This is a genomic window from Klebsiella sp. GFKo11 (assembly GCF_056490265.1).
Map to the genome: position 1 here is coordinate 5,616,687 of NZ_CM151369.1, position 20,219 is coordinate 5,636,905.

Sequence of the window (20,219 nt, forward strand, 5' to 3'; positions counted from 1 at the left end):
GCGGAGAGGTCATCTTGCGCAATCTCAACCCCCTTCCCCCCTCCTTCTGCCAAGCGTCCCCTCGCCTCATGCTCTACACTTCCTTCTTAACGATGCCAAAACTACGCCAAACCCAAGGAATCTGTCATGAGCACTATTAAAAGTTACGCCGCCAAAGAAGCGGGCGCCGATCTGTCGCTGTGGGAGTACGATGCCGGCGACCTCAAGCCGGAAGATGTCGAAGTGCAGGTGGAGTACTGCGGGATCTGTCACTCTGACCTGTCGATGATCGACAACGAATGGGGCATGTCGAGCTATCCGCTGGTAGCCGGTCACGAGGTGATTGGTCGCGTGGCGGCGCTGGGCAGCGCGGCGCAGGAGAAGGGCCTTAAAATCGGCCAGAAAGTAGGTATCGGCTGGACGGCGCGCAGCTGCGGCCACTGCGATGCCTGCATCAGCGGCAACCAGATCAACTGTCTGGAAGGCTCGGTCCCTACCATCATTAACCGCGGCGGCTTTGCCGATAAACTTCGCGCCGACTGGCAATGGGTGATCCCGCTGCCGGAAAACATCGATATCGAATCCGCCGGACCGATGCTCTGCGGCGGCATTACCGTCTTCAAACCGCTGCTGATGCATCACGTCACGGCAAACAGCCGCGTCGGGGTGATCGGCATTGGCGGCCTCGGCCATATTGCCATCAAGCTGCTGCACGCGATGGGCGCGGAAGTCACCGCCTTTAGTTCAAACCCAGCGAAAGAGCAGGAAGTGCTGGCGATGGGCGCCGATCGCGTCGTAAACAGCCGCGATCCTGAAGCCTTAAAAGCGCTGGCCGGGCAGTTCGACCTGATCATCAACACCGTTGCCGTCGACCTCGACTGGCAGCCGTACTTTGAAGCGCTGGCGTACGGCGGTAACTTCCACACCGTCGGTGCGGTAATGAAGCCTTTCCCGGTCCCCGCCTTTACCCTGATCGGTGGCGACCGCAGCATATCTGGTTCGGCTACCGGTAACCCGTCCGAGCTGCGCAAGTTGATGAAATTTGCCGGACGCAGCAAAGTCGCGCCGACCACCGAGCTGTTCCCGATGTCGCAAATCAACGAAGCGCTGAAGCACGTTCGCGAGGGCAAAGCTCGCTACCGCGTGGTGCTAAAAGCCGACTTCTCATGATATCCGTGACAGGGGCGTGACCTGAACGCTCCTGACTCAGGACTTCACCGCCGGGCGGCCCGTGTGCCCGGCATTTAGCCCTCTGGTCATTAAACCGTCATCTCCCCGCCATCCTTTTGCAGTCAATCCTTCTCAAAATCCGGGCTTCTACAAACGCCTGAACGAGACGTCTGCCACCATGAGAAAAACCTGGCTGCCCTGGCTGATACTGTCGCCTTCCCTGTTGTTTTTATTGCTCTTTACCTGGTTCCCGCTGGGGCGTTCGGTCTATGACAGCCTGTTCGATACCCGCATGGTCAGCGATGGCGGCCAGTATGTCGGGCTGGAGAACTTCAGCCGCCTGTTCGCCGATAGCGTCTTCTGGCAATCGCTGGTGAATAACCTGCTTTATATCCTGCTGACGGTAGTGCCGGGCGTAACGCTCGCCCTGCTGCTAGCGGTCGCCCTGACCGAGAACCACCGCGTCAACCGCTGGCTGCGCACCGCCTTCTTCTTCCCGATGATTATCCCGATGGTCAGCGCCGCCGCGCTATGGCTGTTTATCTTTATGCCCGGCCTCGGCCTGCTTGATCACTATCTGGCAAGACTGTTCGGCCAGTTGAACAACAACTGTCTGGGGCGCAGCAATAGCGCGCTGCTGGCGCTGTCGCTGATTGGCGTATGGAAGTTCGCCGGTTACTACATGCTGTTTTTCCTTGCCGGACTGCAAAGCATCCCGGCATCAACGCGCGAAGCGGCGATAATGGAAGGCGCTACCCGAACGCAGGTGTTCTTTAAAGTGACGCTGCCGCTGCTGCGCCCGACCCTGAGCTTCGTCATTACCACAGCGCTGATTTATTCCATCACCCAGATCGACCACGTAGCGGTGATGACCCGCGGCGGGCCGGATAACGCCACCACCGTGCTGCTCTACTACATCCAGAATCTCGCCTGGGATACCCATGATTTAGGTAAAGCCTCCGCCGCCACCTTCCTGACGCTGGCCGGACTGTTCGCCTTCTCGCTGATTAACCTCAAACTGCTGGAGAAAGGAGCGCACTATGAGCGCTGAAATCTCGTCGCTGGTGTTGCGTTCACAAAGCGCATCACACCCGCTATGGCTGCGCCTGCGCCGCTCGCAGCCCTTTACGCTCACGGTATTAATGTGCTGCCTGGCGCTACTGTGGGTGAGCCCATTTTTATGGATGCTGGCGACCTCGTTCAGCGCCACTACCTTCGGCGAGGATATGGCCTCCCTGCTGCCCCGGTTACCGCTGACGCTGGATAACTTTCGCGATGCCTGGGCCAGCGCCGACTGGCTAAGCCTCTACGCCAACACCATTATCTTCGCCTTCGGCACCTTCTTTGTGCAGCTGTTGACCATCACCACCGCCGGCTACGTCTTCGCCTGCCACGAATTTCGCGGCAAGAAGACGCTATTCCTGATGTTCCTCGTCCAGTTGATGATCATGCCGGTGGTGATGATGGTGCCGAACATGCTGACCCTGAAAACCTTCGGCCTGCTCAATACCCTTACCGGGGTGATGATGCCCTACTTCACCTCGGCGTTCGGCGTGTTCCTGATGCGGCAGGCGTTTCTCGCCATTCCTAAAGAGCTGGAGGAGGCGGCGCTGATGGAGGGCTGTCGCTGGTGGCAGGTGCTGTTTCGCGTGCTGCTGCCGATGTCCTGGCCGTCGGTACTGGCCTTCGCCACCGTTAGCATTACCTACCACTGGAACGAATATCTGTGGCCGCTAATGATGCTGAACGACCCGGATAAACAGGTGCTGACCGTAGGGCTGGTCTCTTTCGCCATGGGCGCAGAATCCGGTGGTCAGTGGGGCATCATCGGTGCCGGAACGCTGATGGTCTGCCTGCCGCTGATGCTGGCATTCATCCTTTTCCAGAAACAGTTCCTGCGAAGCTTCGGCTTCTCCGGGATCAAATAAGGAGTTATTCATGCTGTTAGCGCAAATTTCCGATACTCATTTCCGCAGCCACGGTCAGAAGCTGTACGGCTTTATTGACGTTAACGCCGCCAACGCCGACGTGGTTTCCCAGCTAAATGCCCTGCAGGAGCGCCCGGATGCGGTGGTGGTGAGCGGCGATATCGTCAACTGCGGCCGCCCGGAAGAGTATCAGGCCGCTCGCCAGATCCTCGGCAGCCTGAACTATCCGCTGTATCTCATTCCCGGTAACCATGACGATAAAGCGCTGTTTCTGGAATACCTGCATCCGCTGTGCCCGCAGCTCGGCACCGACGCGCAAAACATGCATTACGCAGTAGATGACTTTGCCACTCGCCTGCTGTTTATCGACTCCAGCCGGGCGGGGACGTCGAAAGGCTGGTTGACCGACGAAACCATCAAATGGCTGGAAGCCCAGCTGTTCGACGGCGGCGATAAACCGGCGACGGTGTTTATGCATCATCCGCCGCTGCCGCTGGGCAATGCGCAGATGGACCCTATCGCCTGTGAGAACGGCCACCGTCTGCTGGGGCTGGTTGAGCGCTTCCCGTCGCTGACGCGCATTTTCTGCGGCCATAACCACAGTCTGACCATGACGCAGTATCGCCAGGCCATCATCTCCACCATTCCGGGAACCGTCCACCAGGTGCCCTATTTTCATGAAGATACCCGTCCGTATTACGACCTCTCCCCGGCGTCGTGCCTGATGCATCGCCAGGTGGGCGAACAGTGGGTGAGCTACCAGCATCCGCTGACCCACTACGCCGGACCGTGGATGTACGACGAAAATATCAGCTGCCCAACGGAAGATCGCTAATCGCCATGCTTAGTCTGCAAAACATCAGTAAACAGTTTGACGGTAAACCGGCCCTCAGCGCCCTGTCGCTGGATATTCACGACGGGGAATTCGTGGTGCTGGTAGGCCCGTCCGGCTGCGGTAAAAGCACGCTATTGCGTCTGCTTGCCGGACTGGAGCCGGTCAGCGAGGGGGAGATCTGGCTGCATGATGAGAACATCACCGAAATGTCGCCCAGAGAGCGCAATTTCGCGATGATCTTCCAGAACTATGCCCTGTTTCCGCATCTGTCGGTACGCGACAACATCACCTTCGGCATGAAGGTGCGCAAAGAGGAGAAAACCAGCTGGCAGCCGCGGGTGGATAAAGTCGCGCAAATGCTGCAACTGGATACCTTGCTGGAGCGCAAACCGGCGAAACTTTCCGGCGGCCAACGGCAGCGGGTAGCGATGGCGCGGGCGATTGTGCGCAATCCGCGCCTGTTCCTGATGGATGAGCCGCTCTCCAACCTCGATGCCCGCCTGCGCAGCGAAGTGCGCGACAGCATTATGGACCTCCACCAGCAGCTCAAAACCAGCACCGTCTATGTGACTCACGACCAGACGGAAGCGATGTCGATGGCCGACCGTATTGTGGTGATGAACGGCGGCCTCGTGCAGCAGGTCGGGCGACCGGAGTATCTCTACGCCAACCCGGCCAATCTGTTTGTTGCCGGGTTTATCGGCTCCCCGGCGATGAATCTGCTCTCACTGCCCTGCGCTGACGGCGAGGTACTGCTCGGCGAACAGCGTCATCCGCTGCCGCCGCGCTGCCGCGAAGAGTCCCAGGTATGGTTAGGCATTCGTCCTGAACATATCAGCGATCGCGTGGAGGAGAGCCATTTGCGCCTGCCTGCCACCGTACTGCAACGAGAACTGATGGGAGCAGATTATCTGCTCCACGTCAGCACCCCCATCGGCACTTTACGCTTTAGCCGCCGCCATCGCGGCGCGGTGCCGGAGAAAGGCGATTCACTGCTCCTCGGCTTTTCGCCCGGTGATATTCATCTTTTTCATGCTGAGAAACAGCATAATTTACTCCAGGAGATTGACCATGTTTAGGCCCTTGGCGACCATCACCGTCAGCCTTAGCCTCGCCCTGAGCGGCGCGGCGCTGGCGAAAGAGAAGATCGATTTCATGTTTCCAGCGCCGGTGGACGGCAAGCTGACCATGGAGATGACCCGCGTCATTAAGCAATTCAACGAGTCGCAACAGGACGTGGAAGTGCGCGGGATCTTTACCGGCAACTATGACACCACCAAGATCAAAGCCGAATCCGCGCAGAAGGCCGGGCAGCCGCCTGCGCTGGTGATTATGTCCGCCAACTTCACCACCGATCTGGCGCTGAAAGATGAGATCCTGCCGATGGACGAACTGTTCCAGTATGGCGATCAAAAAGCGGGAGATTTTCTGGTGAAGGAGTTCTGGCCTGCGATGCATAAAAACGCCCAGGTCATGGGTACCACCTATGCGATCCCGTTCCATAACTCGACGCCGATCCTTTATTACAACAAAACGATGTTCGATCAGGCCGGGATCAAACAGCCGCCGCAAACCTGGGCCGAGCTGCTGGCTGACGCCAAAAAGCTGACCGACGAGAGTAAAGGCCAGTGGGGGATCATGCTGCCGTCGACTAACGATGATTACGGCGGCTGGATCTTCTCGGCGCTGGTTCGCGCCAACGGCGGTAAATACTTTAATGAAGATTATCCGGGCGAAGTGTATTACAACTCGCCGACCACCATCGGCGCCCTGCGCTTCTGGCAGAACCTGGTTTATAAAGACAAGGTAATGCCTTCCGGCGTGCTGAATTCGAAACAGATCAGCGCCAGCTTCTTCTCCGGCAAAGTCGGGATGGCGATGCTGAGCACCGGCGCGCTGGGCTTTATGCGCGAGAACAGCAAAGATTTTGAGCTGGGCGTGGCGATGCTACCGGCCAAAGAGCAGCGGGCAGTGCCAATCGGCGGTGCCAGCCTGGTGAGCTTTAAGGGCATCAACGATGCGCAAAAGAAAGCGGCGTATCAGTTCCTGACGTATCTGGTTAGCCCGCAGGTTAACGGTGCCTGGAGCCGTTTTACCGGCTACTTCTCGCCGCGCAAGGCCGCCTACGATACGCCGGAAATGAAGGCGTATTTGCAGCAGGATCCGCGAGCGGCTATTGCTCTGGAACAGCTAAAGTATGCCCATCCGTGGTACTCCACCTGGGAGACCGTTGCCGTACGTAAGGCAATGGAAAACCAGCTGGCGGCTGTGGTGAACGATGCAAAAGTCACCCCGGAAGCAGTCGTGCAGGCGGCGCAGAAAGAAGCCGATGCGCTGATGAAACCGTATGTGGATAAGACCGCGCTGGCAGAAGTGAAGTAAGTCTTTCCCCTCACCCTAACCCTCTCCCCGATGGGGAGAGGGGACAGTTCAGCGCAGCTTATTCGGATCAGCGCGGTTGAGCAATTTACGAAAGGATTCAGGATGTGGGACGGGAAAAAAAGCAGGCCAGATTGCTGACAAAGAGCACCTGGCTGGAATTGCCCGGTGGCGGCTAGCGCCTTACCGGGCCTACGAAAAACGCACAATTTATTGATATTGTGGGTTTTGTAGGCCGGGCAAGGCGTCAGCCGCCGCCCGGCAGAAACGCGAGCACAATCTTTAAACCTGGATTGTCATCTGTCTCAGGCCATACGAGGTATGGCCTGTAAGTGAAACAACGATTATATTCCTGCCGTTTCGCGGATATATTTACGTGCTTTTACTGCGTATTCGAATGGGTTAGCCAGCGCCGGATCCTGCTCGGCCTCAACCACCATCCAGCCTTTGTAGCCATGCTCGTCCAGCAGTTTGAACACCGGACGGAAATCAATCACGCCATCACCCGGAACGGTGAAGGTGCCTTTCTTCACGCCATCGAGGAAAGAGAGCCCTTCGCGGCGCACCTGCTCAATCACCGGCGGACGCACATCTTTCAGGTGCACGTGGTTAATGCGCGGCAGATATTTTTTCAGGATCGCCAGCATCGGCTCCTCGCCGCCTTCTGAATACCAGGCGTGGCCGGTGTCGTACAGCAGGAAGACTTTGTCATCCACCAGCGACATAAACTTGTCGATCTCTTCTGTCGTCTGGATGCCGGTGCCCATATGGTGGTGCAGGCAGACCTGCATGCCTTTTTCTGCCGCCAGGCGACCAAGCGTGTTGTAGCCTTCTGCAACCTGCTGCCACTCTTGTTCGCTGAAGCACGGTTTCGCATTGCCAAGAATCGGTTTTTCCAGACCCTGGATGCTGCCGCTCTGCTCAGAACAGCCAATCACTTTTGCACCCATCGCATGGAGGAAGTTCATGTGGTTGACGAATTCATCAATGGTTTTTTCCCGCTGCCCGTCGGCAAAAAAGGTACTAAACCAGGCGTTGCAAATCTGAATACCGCGGAGATCCAGCATCGGCTTGAGAACCGCCGGATCGCGTGGATATTTGCTGCCAACTTCACTACCGGTAAAGCCTGCCAGCGCCATTTCGCTGACGATTTGCTGGAAAGTATTCTCGCTGCCCAGCTCCGGCATGTCGTCGTTAGTCCAGCCAATCGGGGCGATAGCCAGTTTCACGTTATCTTTGTTCATAGTAGGGGGCTCCTGCCGCTACGCCTTATCGGCGCAGCAATTCATGTTCGATGAGTTCACGGGTTTCCACTGCCTGGTATTTCATTTTTTCCGGGTAGCCAAACAGCGAGGTAGCCACAATCGGCTCACCACCGACCTTGAAGGTCTGCTCGGCAAATTTCATATCGCGCAAGGTACGGAACAGCGCGTCGAAATCGACATCCCCTTCCCCGACGCCCACATGCTGGTGAACGACGGCATCCACTCCCGGCGGATTAACGATATAGCGGCAATGTTTTGTATGGTTGCGGGTATCAGCAATCAGCACATGAGAAAGATCGCTTCCCGCGTAGCGCAGCATCTTCTCAACGTCACCCACACCTTTGTCATAGAAGAAGGTATGCGGAACGCTGTAGACGTACTTAACGTTATCGCTACGGAACGACTTCACAATATCGACGGTTTCGTTGTTCTCTTCGCAGAAGTCCCACGGATGCGCCTGGATTTCAACGCGGATACCTTCACGTTCGAAAATCGGCAATAGCTCTTCCATGGAGCGATAGAACATCTCATCGCAAATCTCTGGCTGATTAGGATCGCCGGAGAACTCGGTGTTGATCACCTGTACACCCATTTCAACCGCAATTTCGATCAGTCGTTTCCAGTTTTTCACTGCCGCCTGACGGCGCAGCTCATCCGGACCGGACCAGCGATAAACGCAGATAAATGAAGAGAGCTCTACGCCGGTTTCACGCAGCGCCTGCTTGTACTCAGCCATAATCTCCCGGCTGGCACGCGGGTGCTTGTAGAACGGGTTGATCTGCGGATGCGGCGATTGCTCAATGTACTTGTAGCCCCACTCCGCCACCTGGTGAACCATTCGGGTGACCCCGAGGTCTTTAATTACATCAACATCAAAGGCAATTTTCATCGTCGTTACCTGTGCAAAGAAATTCCGTCAGCGAAGCGTGCTTAGCTTTTGTAGAAGGCCGGGCACTCCGGTAGCGTCACTTTCACCGGCTCGCTGGTACTCTGTGCCTTGATGCAGGCATCGGCGGCAACGGATGCAGCATAGCCATCCCAGGCCGATGGGCCATGCAGCTGGCCTGCCTGAACATCATTGATGAAGGCTTGCAATTCAACGTCATAGGCTTTGATAAAGCGGTCTTTCCAGTCGACCAGAATGGCGGTCGACAGGTTAGCGGATTTACGCATCTGCACCGCTGACGGCTCAGGCAGGCGAGCAATACCGGTTTCCCCGACCACTTCACACTGAATGTCATAGCCGTACTGGCAGTTCACAAACACTTCAACATCGATCAGGGTGCCTTTCTTAGTTTCGAACGACACAATCTGCGGGTCTTTCAGGCGCGCGTGAGTGTGTGAGGTCGAGCGCGGGAAGCGCACCTGCACCGAAAGATAATCATCGTCCAGCAGCCAGCGCAGAACGTCCAGTTCGTGGATCAGGGTGTTAGTTATCGCCATATCGGTGGTGTAATTCTCGCCCACTGACTGGTTACGGTGCGCACAGCGCAGCATCAGTGGCGCGCCGATATCACCGTCATCGATCACTTTTTTCAGCGCCAGATAGCCTTCGTCATAAGGGCGCATAAACCCAACCTGCACCAGACGACGACCGGCTTTCATTTCCGCATCAACAATACGACGGCAGCCTTCAGCGCTCATCGCCAGCGGCTTCTCGCAGAACACAGGCTTACCGGCGGCGATAGCGGCCAGAGTGTACTCTTCGTGGGTTGGGTCCCAGGACGTGACCAGAATGGCGTCCACATCGCTGGCTTTAATGACGTCATGGCCGTCGGCGTACACTTCTGCGTGTACGCCCGGCAGTGCGACCGAAGCACGCGCGTTCTCTTCGTTGATATCCGAAACCGCTACCACCGTAGCGCCCTGTAATACCTGAGTGCAGCGGCGGATATGTTCTTTACCGATAGCGCCGGCACCGATGACACCTAATTTGAGTGACATAGTTGGTTTTCTCCCGAGATTTGTAGGGTTCAGGGTTTGTGTTCTGTTTTAGTAATCCCGCGCCTGAGCGCGTTTTTCATTAATCATTTCGGCCACTTTGCGGATCCGCTCGGACAGCGCTGACTGCGCGACGCCGACGTTCCACCAGCTGCCGTATTTATGCACCATGGTTTTCGGCAGCACTTTTATGTCGATCAGGGTGCTGACGGTTTCGCGGCGCGCGGCATCCAGCGCATGGCGTAGTTCATCCAGCGTCGTGACGCGCCAGGTTTTGCAGCCGTAGCCGGAGGCGACGGTGGCGAAATCCACCGGTACCAGGCCGCCCTGCAGCTGACCAGACTCGGCGCAGCGGAAGCGGAATTCGGTGCCGAAGCTGTCCATTCCATGTTCCATTTGCAGGTTGTTAATGCAGCCGTTAGCCATGTTGTCGAGCAGCACGATATTGATCTTCGCGCGCTCCTGCAGGGAGGTCACCAGCTCGGAGTGCAGCATCATGAACGAGCCGTCGCCGACCAGTGAATAGACCTCACTTTGCGGCTGCGCCAGCTTCACACCCAGCGCGGCGCTGACTTCATAGCCCATGCAGGAATAGCCGTATTCCACGTGATAAGTGTTGGTTGCCCGGTTACGCCAGACGCGCTGCAGGTCTCCCGGCAGGCTTCCCGCCGCCGCCACAATCACTGCATCCGCCGGTAGCGTTTCATTTAACACGCCGAGAACGCTGCTTTGCGTCAGGGTGGAGTCGGTTATCTGGCGGAATTCGCGATACACCGACTCACGATCCAGATGGTCGTCAATTTCCGGTACAAAAGATTTTTCCTGCCACACCGCCTGGTAAACGCGCTGAGTCTCTTTCAACTGGCGGCTCTGTACGCTTTCGATCTGCTCGCCCCACGCGGCCTGCCAGGTGTCGCCGGACAGGGCGTCATCCAGGGCGTCGAGGGCTTCACGAGCATCCGCCAGCATCGGAATACCATCGAGCTTCCAGGCATCGAAGTTGCTGACGTTAATATTGAGGAAGCGCACGCCCGGATGCTGGAAAATCCATTTCGACGAGGTGGTGAAATCGCTGAAACGCGTGCCGAGGCCAATCACTAAATCTGCCTCTTTCGCCAGCAGGTTCGCCGCCAGGCAGCCGGTTTCACCGACGCCGCCAACGTTAAACGGATGCGAAGAGACCACGCTGCCCTTCCCGGCCTGGGTTTCGGCAAATGGAACGCCATAACGCTCGGCAAAACGGGTCAACGCCTCACCTGCACCGGAGTATTTCACCCCGCCGCCGCAGACGATTAGCGGCTTACGGCTGGCTTTAATCGCCGCAACCGCATCCGCCAACTGCGCGGCGCTGGCCGGGCGACGGTCAAGACGATGTACGCGACGGGTGAAGAAGGACTCTGGATAATCCCAGGCTTCCCCCTGGACATCCTGCGGCAGGCAGAGCGTCACCGTGCCGGTTTCCGCCGGGTCGGTCAGCACGCGCATCGCGCTCACGCAGGCGCTCATCAGCTGTTCCGGGCGGGTAATGCGATCCCAGTATTTGCTCACTGCACGAAACGCGTCGTTGGTGGTAATGCTCAGGTCATGACTCTGTTCAATTTGCTGTAAAACAGGATCCGGCTGGCGAGTGGCGAACACATCGCCTGGCAGCAGCAGCAGAGGGATACGGTTGGCGGTAGCGGTTGCAGCAGCGGTAATCATGTTCGCCGCGCCGGGGCCGATAGAAGAGGTGCAGGCAATTATCTGACGGCGCAGAGACTGTCTGGCAAAACCGGTCGCGGCATGCGCCATCCCTTGCTCGTTACGCCCCTGATAGACCCGCATTTCACCGCTGTCTTGCTCCAGTGCCTGACCCAGCCCCAGAACGTTGCCGTGACCAAAGATAGCAAAGATGCCTTTTACGAATTTATGCTCTTCGCCATCAACTTCCAGGTACTGGTTATCCAGGAACTTCACCAGCGCCTGCGCCATTGTCAGTCTCAGTTTGCCCATGTTGCCCAATCCTTATTGTTCAGTATTTGTGTGTGGGTTAGCGCCTTGACCCTGTGCAACAATACGGCTGATGACAGAGCGAAATCGTTAACGTCACTGGAATACTTTTGGATTATAGGCAAACATTTTTTTCATTAAATAGAAATACAGAAAAAATATTTCATTTTGCGAGAGGGATCAAACTCTCCATGCATTTCACCCGTTTCATTGCCATTATTCATATGGGGTGACGCCCGACCAACGGGGCTTCGCGTTTAATATCCCTTTAAAAATCATAGATAAAGAAACACGACACCCGTATACCCTCGCAAACTTCAGTCACAGCACAGGATCCACAGTAGAATGAGGCTCAGCGCGGCATAGTGGTAGATCCCTCACATTTTTGGTTTTTTAATTTCGATCTAGTTTGCAAATGAAATATTTATTTCTCAAACTAGGGGTAACCAATAACCCTCAGGCTGTTTTCGGAGACGCTGTCGGCATTCCGACCCTTCCGTACAGCAGAAATGCAAAAGGAAACCCTAGCTATGAATGCAGCAGTAAAGCGACTCGACGTCATCTGTATTGGCCGGGTGGCAGTCGATCTCTATGCCCAGCAGATTGGCGCGAGGCTAGAAGATGTTGCCAGTTTTTCTAAATACCTGGGCGGCTCTTCCGGCAACGTTGCCTTCGGCACAGCCATTCAGGGATTAAAATCCGCGATGCTCGCTCGCGTAGGCGATGAGCATAATGGGCGTTTTTTACGTGAAACGCTGAGTCGTGCTGGCGTCGATACCGAATATTTAATAACAGATGAGCAGCGTCTGACGGCGTTAGTGATGCTGGGTATTAAAGATCAGGAGACGTTCCCGCTCATTTTTTACCGCGATAACTGCGCTGATATGGCTCTTGCGCCAGACGATATTAAAGAAGAGTACATTGCCTCTTCCCGGGCGCTGGCGATTACCGGCACTCACCTTTCGCACGCGAATACCCGTGAAGCGGTACTGAAAGCGCTGGAATATGCTCGCCGCCACGGCCTGCGTACCGCGCTGGATATCGATTATCGTCCGGTGCTGTGGGGACTCACCTCCTTGGGCGATGGTGAAACGCGTTTCGTTGAATCAGGCCAGGTGACCAGCCAGCTTCAGGAAGTGCTACATCTGTTCGATTTGGTGGTCGGTACAGAAGAAGAGTTTCATATTGCCGGAGGCAGCACCGACACTCTCACGGCGCTGAAAAACGTGCGCAATGCCACCAAAGCGACGCTGGTTTGCAAACGTGGTCCGATGGGCTGCGTGGTGCTGGAAGGCGCCATTCCTGATAGCTGGGATAGCGTACCGTTACAGCAGGGCGTGCGGGTCGATGTACTCAACGTGCTGGGCGCTGGCGATGCCTTTATGTCCGGCCTGCTGCGCGGTTGGCTGAATGATGAAGGCTGGGTGCAGGCCTGCCGTTACGCTAACGCCTGCGGTGCGCTGGTCGTCTCTCGCCACGGCTGCGCGCCGGCAATGCCAACCAAAGTCGAGCTGGATGATTACCTGTCGCGGGCAGAATCCGTTCCGCGCCCGGATATCGACGACCGTCTCAACCATCTCCATCGCGTCACCAGCCGCCGTCAGGCATGGCCGGAGCTGTGCATCTTCGCCTTTGACCATCGCAAGCAGTTGGCAGATCTGGCGCAGGAAACCGGGCGCGATGTCGCCTGCATCCCACAGCTGAAGCTATTGCTGTTGGCGGCCGCGGAAAGCGCAGCTAAAGAAGCCGGTCTTGATGGACGCAGCGGCATCCTCGCCGACGGTACCTACGGTCAAAGCTCGCTGAATGCCATCACCGGCAAGGGCTGGTGGATCGGTCGGCCGATTGAGATGCCGAGCTCGCGCCCGCTGCGCCTGGAACACGGCAACATCGGTTCCCAGCTGATCGACTGGCCGCTGGAGCACGTGGTGAAATGCCTGGTCTTCTATCATCCGGCTGACCCGGCTGAGCTGCGCGCCGAGCAGGATGCGCTGCTGATGGAAGTCTGGCAGGCATGCAACAAGTCCGGACATGAACTGCTGCTGGAAATTATCCTACCGGAGAACGGCCCGGATAAAGATGAGCGTCATTACCACGATATGCTAGAGCACTTCTATAAGTTGGGTATTCAGCCAGACTGGTGGAAGCTGCCGCCACTATCGAGCGCTCAGTGGGAGAAAATCAGCAAGCTGATCGAACGTGAAGACCGCTGGTGCCGTGGGATCCTGATCCTCGGTCTGGATGCGCCATCGGATCGTCTGCGCGCTGGTTTTGCCGAAGCCGCGAAGCACCCGATGATCAAAGGCTTTGCCGTCGGTCGCACCATCTTTGGCCAACCTTCACGCCGCTGGATGCAGGGAGAGCTCAGCGACGATGCGCTGATTGATGAAGTGAAACGTAACTACCTCACGCTTATCGGCTACTGGCGCAAAGCCCGCGGCTGATTCTGACCCGGCCCGCATTTTCTCTCGAAGATGCGGGCTTTTTTCTGGATCTTCGTGAAATGAATCGCGTATTTCATTGCAACGAATGAAAAATTCGCTTCATTTGATACACTGGAAATAATATTCCTTTTATTTTCTTAGAGCGCAATCTATGGCCAATAATCCGACCCAACTTACCATCTTGCAGGATGAAATCAGGCGTCGCTACGACACATTAAGCAAACGCCTGAAACAAGTAGCCCGTTATATTCTGGATAACAGCAATAGCGTGGCTTTCGACACCGTGGCCTCTATCGCGCAACAAGCTGACGTTCCTCCTTCAACGCTGATTCGCTTCGCTAACGCCTTCGGTTTCAGCGGCTTTAACGAAATGAAGCAGATGTTCAAGCAGCATCTGATGGAAGAGACGGCTAACTACACCGAGCGTGCCCGTCTGTTCCGCCAGACCACGACGGATGATTCTTCCCCGCCGGAAACACCGACCGAAATCCTCAATATGTTCACGATGGTTAATACGCAGGCGCTACAGCAGCTGGCGATGCAGACCTCCGGTGACGATTTGCAGCGCGCGGTGGCATTGCTGGCGGAAGCAGAAAATATCTACGTTATCGGCCTGCGCCGTTCCTTTAGCGTCGCCTCCTACCTGACCTACGCGCTGCGCCATCTGGATCGTAAAGCGTTTCTGATCGATGGCCTGGGCGGCATGTTCACCGAGCAGTTAAGCCTGGTAGGGCCGAAAGATGTGGTTGTCGCAGTGAGCTTCTCGCCTTATGCCCGTGAAGTGGTTGAGCTGGTTGAGCTCGGCGCTCAGCGTAAAGCCCGGCAGATAGCGATTACCGACAGTCAGGTCAGCCCGCTGGCGGCCTTCAGCGACGTGTGCTTTGTGGTGCGCGAGGCGCAGGTTGATGGTTTCCGTTCACAGGTGGCATCGCTGTGTCTGGCCCAGACGCTGGCGGTTTCTCTGGCGCTAAACAGCAGCAAAGATTCAGAAACGAAACAGCTGGCCTAGGTTTTTTGCCTTTTCCCGGGGGCGGCGCGCTGTGCCTGCCCGGGCTACCAAACCTCATTTTCACGGGCCGGCAACAATGGCTAAATTTAAGGCCGGTTAGCATCGCTAACCGGCCTTTTTATCATCGACTGTCATCTACAGATATCAATCGTGGCTAGGATACTCAGGGCCGTTGATCCATGCGTGATCCTCTTCCCAGGTAAACAACCACTTGCGGTCCGGCCCGGCCATGACGTTCAGATAATAGCTGTCATAACCGGCGATGGTGGCGACCGGATGATAGCCTCGCGGTACCATCACCACATCGTGGTTGTAAGGGGCCATGCAGGCATCCAGGCTGCGGTCATCGGTGTAAACGCGCTGGAGCGCAAAACCCTGCGGCGGATCGAAACGGTGATAATAGGTCTCTTCCAGGTGGGTTTCCTGGCCCGGCAGCGCCGTATCGTGCTTATGCGACGGCCATGAGCTGGTGGCACCCTCATCGGTATACACTTCCACCACCAGCAGGCAGTCCGCCTGCGCGTTGTCCGGCAGAATGTTGTGCACCAGACGCTGGTTGCGCCCTTTGCCGCGGTGCTCCACACCCACATCCTGCGGGGAAATCACCCGCGCGGGAAGCGTGCCTTTACCCGGTGCGCTGCATACGGCCAGCTCAAGATCGGAATCGGCCGTCACTTCAACTTTATCCTGCGGCGGCACATAGACTGACCACGGCGGCGTGCGCTCAAACGGCGACATACGCTGGCCGAGATTCGGAAAATCAGCCTTCGTGGTTTTTACCGAAGCCAGCCCGGCGACCAGCACCAGGCACAGCTCGCGATCGCTGCTTTCCAGCGTAATGGTTTGCCCTTTTTTTAACATCCAGGCATCAAAGCCAACGTAGCGCCACCCCGCGCTCTGCGGGGTGATATGTTGGATTTGCCCTTCTTGTTTTGCTTTAGCCAGTAAAGACATGGCGTTCTCCTTCGCCGATTAACCTAACGTCGGCATGCTGAACTCAGATACGGTTTGCTGACCTTGCGGCCAACGGACGGTGGCGGTTTTCATTCGAGTATAGAAACGCACACCATCCGGCCCATGCACGTTCAGTGCACCAAATACGGAGCGTTTCCAGCCGCCAAAACTGTGGAAGGCCATCGGAACAGGAACCGGGACGTTGACCCCGACCATTCCGGCCTGGACATCATGTACAAACTCGCGCGCGGTGTGGCCGTTGCTGGTAAAGACGGCGCTGCCGTTGCCGAATTCATGGCTGTTCACCAGCTCAAGCGCACTGTGGTAATCCGCCACGCGAACAATACCCAACACTGGCCCAAAGATCTCTTCACGCCAGATAGTCATCTCCGGCGTCACGTGGTCGAACAGCGTTCCGCCAACGTAGTAACCCTCTTCAAACCCGGGAACCCGCAGCTTACGACCGTCGACGACCAGCGTTGCCCCTTCACTGGCACCTTTATCGATATAGCCCAGCACTTTTTTCTGATGAGTGTCGGAGACAACCGGCCCCATTTCGTTCTCTTCTTTGCCGCGCATACAGCCAGGTCCGACCTTCAGCGATTCCACCAGCGGCGTCAGGCGCGCAATCAGCTTATCTGCCGTTTCATCGCCTACAGCAACGACGACCGGCAGCGCCATGCAGCGCTCGCCTGCGGAACCAAATGCGCCGCCCATAATGGCATTGACGGTGGCATCAATGTCCGCGTCCGGCATGACGATAGCGTGGTTTTTCGCCGCGCCAAATGCCTGAACCCGCTTACCATAAGCGCTGGCCGTTTTATAAATATGCTCTGCCACGCCGGAAGAGCCGACAAAGCTCACCGCCGCAATACGCGGGTCCCTATACAGCTGCTCGGCATCTTCATTGCTGCAGTGCACCACGTTAAAGACGCCATCCGGCAGGCCCGCTTCCTTCAGCAGTTCCGCCATGCGCACCGCAGCAGTAGGCGCCAGGGCCGGCGGCTTGAGGATAAAGCTATTTCCGCAGGCCAGCGCCAGCGGGAACATCCACATTGGCACCATCGCCGGGAAGTTAAATGGTGTGATCCCTGCCACCACGCCAAGCGGCTGCATCAGAGAGTAACAGTCTACTCCGGTACCTACATCTGATGAGAACTCGCCCTTAATCAGATGCGGAATGCCGCAAGCAAACTCGACGACTTCCATACCGCGAGTCAGTTCACCCATAGCGTCAGAGAACACTTTACCGTGTTCACTAACGATAATCCCCGCCAGCTCTTCAGCATGCTGTTCAAGCAGCATTTTAAAATTGAACATCACGCGGGCGCGGCGCAGTGGTGTGGTACGCGACCAGCTTTCGAAAGCATCACGCGCAACCTGAATGGCATCAGAAACTTCCTGCGCGGTCGATAACGTGACTTCGCGGACCACTTTGCCCGTTGCGGGGTCGAATACCGGCATCGTCTTATTGCTGCCGCTGGTAACGGTTTTCCCGCCAATAAAGTTTCCTGTGATAGTCATGCTCTCGCCTCATAGTATGGGGTGTCGGGGCCAACGCAGTACGGCCCATTGCTGGATCTGCTGTGCTATAACCGTAGTAAAATGAAATTAATATTTCAATATTTGCGTATAATGAAATTCTATTTTGGTGATGGTGGTCGCACTTTCTTGTAAGAAAATGTCGCCTTACAGGCTAAACCACAACTGAAAGAGATTAGACGTAGAGCGTCCTGGAAACAGAAGTCATAAAAACACACCAGGAAACTATTTTGCGAGTCGGCTCAAAAAACCACCATTTCACTCATTGCTAATTTTGGAATAAACGTTTTGACTAAGGGGCAATCGAACGAACCCGATCCATCTTGTGTCAGGAGAGTCAAATGGCTATCGCACAGCAGCGTTTCTGTATCAATCGCAAGATCGCCCCCTCACTCAGTATTGAAGCCTTCTTCCGCCTGGTGAACAGCCTGGGGTTGAATAAGGTCGAGCTACGTAACGATCTTCCCAGCGGAAAAGTGACCGACGATCTCACCCCTCAGCAGGTTCGTGAACTGGCGGATCGCTACCATATTGAGATCCTCACCATCAACGCAGTCTACCCTTTCAACTGTCGCACCGAAGAGGTTCGCAGCCTGACGGAGTCGCTGTTGAAAGAGGCGAAAGCCGTTGGCGCGAAATCGCTGGTGCTGTGCCCGCTGAATGATGGCACCGAGGTTCCGGCGAGCGAGACGCTCAACGCCCTGCGCGATCTGGCGCCGTTATTTGCCTTCTACGGTATTCACGGCCTGGTTGAACCACTCGGCTTCCCGCAAAGTTCGCTGCGTTCATCGGCGCAGGCACAAACGCTGATTCACGATGCGCGCGTGCCGTTTAAGCTGCTGATCGATACCTTCCACCACCATCTTTATCCTCAGGCTGATGAAGAGTTCGCTCAGGTAGATATGGCAGAGATTGGCCTGGTACATCTTTCCGGCGTTGAGGACACCCGCCCCCGCGAGACGCTCACGGATAACGAACGCATCATGCTGACGCCGAAGGATCAGCTGCAAAGCTGCGAGCAGGTGAAGAATCTGGAAGCGCGCGGCTACCAGGGCGTGTATGCCTTCGAACCTTTCTCGCCTGAGCTGGCAAACTGGAGCGAAGACGACATCCGCCGCGAAATAGAACAGAGCATCGACTTAATTCAGCGCCACTGCGCCTGAAGTGAGTCAATGCCAGCGCGTGTGATTTCTCCCTCCATTTGTGGTCAGGTTGCCTATACTCGCAGCAGGATAAATGGAGAAATCGATCATGAGTTCACCTCTGCTGATTGCACGCACGCTGGAAAAACAGCTGCATTTATTGCCCGCGATGGCCAACCGTCACGGCCTGATTACCGGCGCCACCGGGACCGGTAAAACCGTCACCCTGCAAAAGCTGGCGGAGTCTTTCTCAGAAATTGGCGTTCCGGTGTTTATGGCCGATGTGAAAGGCGACCTTACCGGTATTGCCGAATCAGGCCAAAGCTCGGAAAAACTGCAGGCGCGGCTGGAGAAAATAGGCGTGACGGACTGGCATCCGCACGCTAACCCGGTAGTGGTCTGGGACATCTTTGGCGAAAAGGGTCATCCGGTTCGCGCTACGGTTTCTGACCTCGGACCGCTGCTGCTGGCCCGTCTGCTCAACCTCAACGAGGTTCAGTCCGGGGTGCTGAATATTATCTTTCGCATCGCCGACGATCGTGGTCTGTTGCTGCTCGACTTCAAAGATCTGCGCGCCATTACCCAATATATTGGCGACAATGCCAAAGCGTTTCAGAACCAGTACGGCAATATCAGCAGCGCTTCTGTCGGGGCGATTCAGCGCGGTCTGCTCACTCTGGAGCAGCAGGGCGCAGAGCACTTTTTTGGCGAACCGATGCTCGATATTCAGGACTGGATGCGAGTCGATGCCAACGGTAAAGGGGTGATTAATATCCTCAGCGCCGAGAAGCTCTACCAGATGCCGAAGCTGTACGCCGCCAGCCTGCTGTGGATGCTCTCCGAGCTTTATGAACGGCTGCCGGAGGCCGGCGATCGGGAAAAGCCAAAACTGGTCTTTTTCTTTGATGAAGCGCATCTGCTGTTTAACGATGCGCCGCAGGTGCTGCTGGACAAAATCGAGCAGGTGATCCGCCTGATTCGCTCCAAAGCCGTCGGCGTTTATTTCGTTTCGCAAAACCCGGCGGATATCCCCGACGCGGTGCTTGGCCAGTTGGGTAACCGCGTACAGCACGCCCTACGCGCGTTTACGCCAAAAGATCAGAAAGCGGTAAAAACCGCCGCGCAAACCATGCGCGCCAACCCGGCATTCAGTACTGAACAGGCGATCCAAGAGCTGGGTACCGGGGAGGCGCTGATCTCCTTCCTCGATGAAAAAGGCAGCCCCTCAGTGGTTGAACGCGCGATGGTTATCGCCCCCTGTTCACGTATGGGGCCGGTCACCGACGATGAACGCAACGGGCTGATTAATCACTCGGTGCTATATGGCAAATACGAAGAAGAGATTGACCGCGAATCGGCGTTTGAAATGCTGCAAAAAGGCGTACAGGCTACCACTGACATGCAGGAAGCACCGCCAGCGAAAGGCCAGCAAAACAGTGATGACGGCCTTCTCGGCGGGTTAAAAGACATTCTGTTCGGCACCACCGGGCCACGCGGAGGTAAGCGCGATGGCATCGTGCAAACTGCAGCCAAAAGCGCGGTGCGTCAGGTGACGAATCAGATAGTCAGGGGAATGCTGGGAAGCTTACTTGGCGGGCGAAAACGATAAAAAATGCCCCCTTTCTGATTCAGGAAGGGGGCG

At 56.3% G+C, this 20,219-nt stretch carries 16 protein-coding genes; 10 read left to right on the top strand and 6 right to left on the bottom strand.

Annotated elements, in window-relative coordinates; translation table 11 throughout:
- Positions 1-126 precede the first annotated feature (126 nt).
- The 6 genes from ahr to AC07P6_RS26990 all read left to right on the top strand — a co-directional run bounded on the left by ahr (position 127) and on the right by AC07P6_RS26990 (position 6,294).
- Complete coding sequence (gene ahr, locus AC07P6_RS26965; RefSeq protein ID WP_478315077.1) at positions 127-1,149, top strand: NADPH-dependent aldehyde reductase Ahr; 1,023 nt, start codon at positions 127-129, stop codon at positions 1,147-1,149.
- Positions 1,150-1,327: 178 nt separating this feature from the next.
- Positions 1,328-2,200: a carbohydrate ABC transporter permease gene (locus AC07P6_RS26970; RefSeq protein ID WP_478315078.1), complete on the top strand. Its 873-nt coding sequence runs from the start codon at positions 1,328-1,330 to the stop codon at positions 2,198-2,200.
- Entirely contained in the window at positions 2,190-3,077 is an 888-nt protein-coding gene (locus AC07P6_RS26975; protein WP_478315079.1) for a carbohydrate ABC transporter permease, read from the top strand. Before AC07P6_RS26970 ends, AC07P6_RS26975 begins: the two co-directional genes overlap by 11 nt.
- A gap of 10 nt (positions 3,078-3,087) precedes the next feature.
- Positions 3,088-3,912 (top strand): phosphodiesterase, encoded by an 825-nt coding sequence (locus AC07P6_RS26980; RefSeq protein ID WP_478315080.1) that lies wholly within the window; start codon positions 3,088-3,090, stop codon positions 3,910-3,912.
- Between the two features lie 5 nt (positions 3,913-3,917).
- Positions 3,918-4,991, top strand: coding sequence for an ABC transporter ATP-binding protein (locus AC07P6_RS26985; RefSeq protein ID WP_304255502.1), 1,074 nt, complete (start codon positions 3,918-3,920; stop codon positions 4,989-4,991).
- On the top strand, positions 4,984-6,294 hold the full coding sequence (locus AC07P6_RS26990) for an ABC transporter substrate-binding protein (protein WP_478315081.1): 1,311 nt from the start codon (positions 4,984-4,986) through the stop codon (positions 6,292-6,294). The genes AC07P6_RS26985 and AC07P6_RS26990 overlap by 8 nt, the downstream gene beginning before the upstream one ends.
- A gap of 341 nt (positions 6,295-6,635) precedes the next feature.
- Here AC07P6_RS26990 and iolE read toward each other — a convergent pair whose 3' ends face one another.
- The 4 genes from iolE to iolD are packed head-to-tail and all read right to left on the bottom strand — an operon-like array spanning position 6,636 to position 11,489.
- The gene (gene iolE, locus AC07P6_RS26995) at positions 6,636-7,535 is read right to left on the bottom strand and encodes a myo-inosose-2 dehydratase (RefSeq protein ID WP_478315082.1); all 900 of its coding nucleotides are present in this window, start codon (positions 7,533-7,535) and stop codon (positions 6,636-6,638) included.
- A gap of 25 nt (positions 7,536-7,560) precedes the next feature.
- Positions 7,561-8,445, bottom strand: a complete 885-nt coding sequence (locus AC07P6_RS27000; RefSeq protein ID WP_478315083.1) for a sugar phosphate isomerase/epimerase family protein — start codon at positions 8,443-8,445, stop codon at positions 7,561-7,563.
- Between the two features lie 41 nt (positions 8,446-8,486).
- The gene (iolG, locus tag AC07P6_RS27005) at positions 8,487-9,500 is read right to left on the bottom strand and encodes a bifunctional inositol 2-dehydrogenase/D-chiro-inositol 1-dehydrogenase (protein ID WP_478315084.1); all 1,014 of its coding nucleotides are present in this window, start codon (positions 9,498-9,500) and stop codon (positions 8,487-8,489) included.
- 48 nt (positions 9,501-9,548) lie between these two features.
- On the bottom strand, positions 9,549-11,489 hold the full coding sequence (iolD, locus tag AC07P6_RS27010; protein ID WP_478315085.1) for a 3D-(3,5/4)-trihydroxycyclohexane-1,2-dione acylhydrolase (decyclizing): 1,941 nt from the start codon (positions 11,487-11,489) through the stop codon (positions 9,549-9,551).
- 527 nt (positions 11,490-12,016) lie between these two features.
- On the opposite strand from iolD, the gene AC07P6_RS27015 reads away from it, so the two are divergent.
- Both AC07P6_RS27015 and AC07P6_RS27020 read left to right on the top strand, forming a co-directional pair.
- On the top strand, positions 12,017-13,930 hold the full coding sequence (locus AC07P6_RS27015) for a bifunctional 5-dehydro-2-deoxygluconokinase/5-dehydro-2-deoxyphosphogluconate aldolase (protein ID WP_478315086.1): 1,914 nt from the start codon (positions 12,017-12,019) through the stop codon (positions 13,928-13,930).
- Between the two features lie 151 nt (positions 13,931-14,081).
- A complete protein-coding gene (locus AC07P6_RS27020; RefSeq protein ID WP_110276618.1) occupies positions 14,082-14,939 on the top strand; it encodes a MurR/RpiR family transcriptional regulator in 858 nt (285 codons plus the stop codon).
- A gap of 144 nt (positions 14,940-15,083) precedes the next feature.
- Here AC07P6_RS27020 and iolB read toward each other — a convergent pair whose 3' ends face one another.
- Together iolB and AC07P6_RS27030 are read right to left on the bottom strand one after the other, a co-directional pair.
- The gene (iolB, locus tag AC07P6_RS27025; protein ID WP_478315087.1) at positions 15,084-15,893 is read right to left on the bottom strand and encodes a 5-deoxy-glucuronate isomerase; all 810 of its coding nucleotides are present in this window, start codon (positions 15,891-15,893) and stop codon (positions 15,084-15,086) included.
- 18 nt (positions 15,894-15,911) lie between these two features.
- A complete protein-coding gene (locus AC07P6_RS27030; RefSeq protein ID WP_478315088.1) occupies positions 15,912-17,417 on the bottom strand; it encodes a CoA-acylating methylmalonate-semialdehyde dehydrogenase in 1,506 nt (501 codons plus the stop codon).
- Positions 17,418-17,776: 359 nt separating this feature from the next.
- On the opposite strand from AC07P6_RS27030, the gene AC07P6_RS27035 reads away from it, so the two are divergent.
- Positions 17,777-18,598: a TIM barrel protein gene (locus tag AC07P6_RS27035; RefSeq protein ID WP_478315089.1), complete on the top strand. Its 822-nt coding sequence runs from the start codon at positions 17,777-17,779 to the stop codon at positions 18,596-18,598.
- An 88-nt stretch (positions 18,599-18,686) separates the two neighbouring features.
- Positions 18,687-20,186, top strand: coding sequence for a helicase HerA-like C-terminal domain-containing protein (locus AC07P6_RS27040; RefSeq protein ID WP_478315090.1), 1,500 nt, complete (start codon positions 18,687-18,689; stop codon positions 20,184-20,186).
- Positions 20,187-20,219 lie beyond the last annotated feature (33 nt).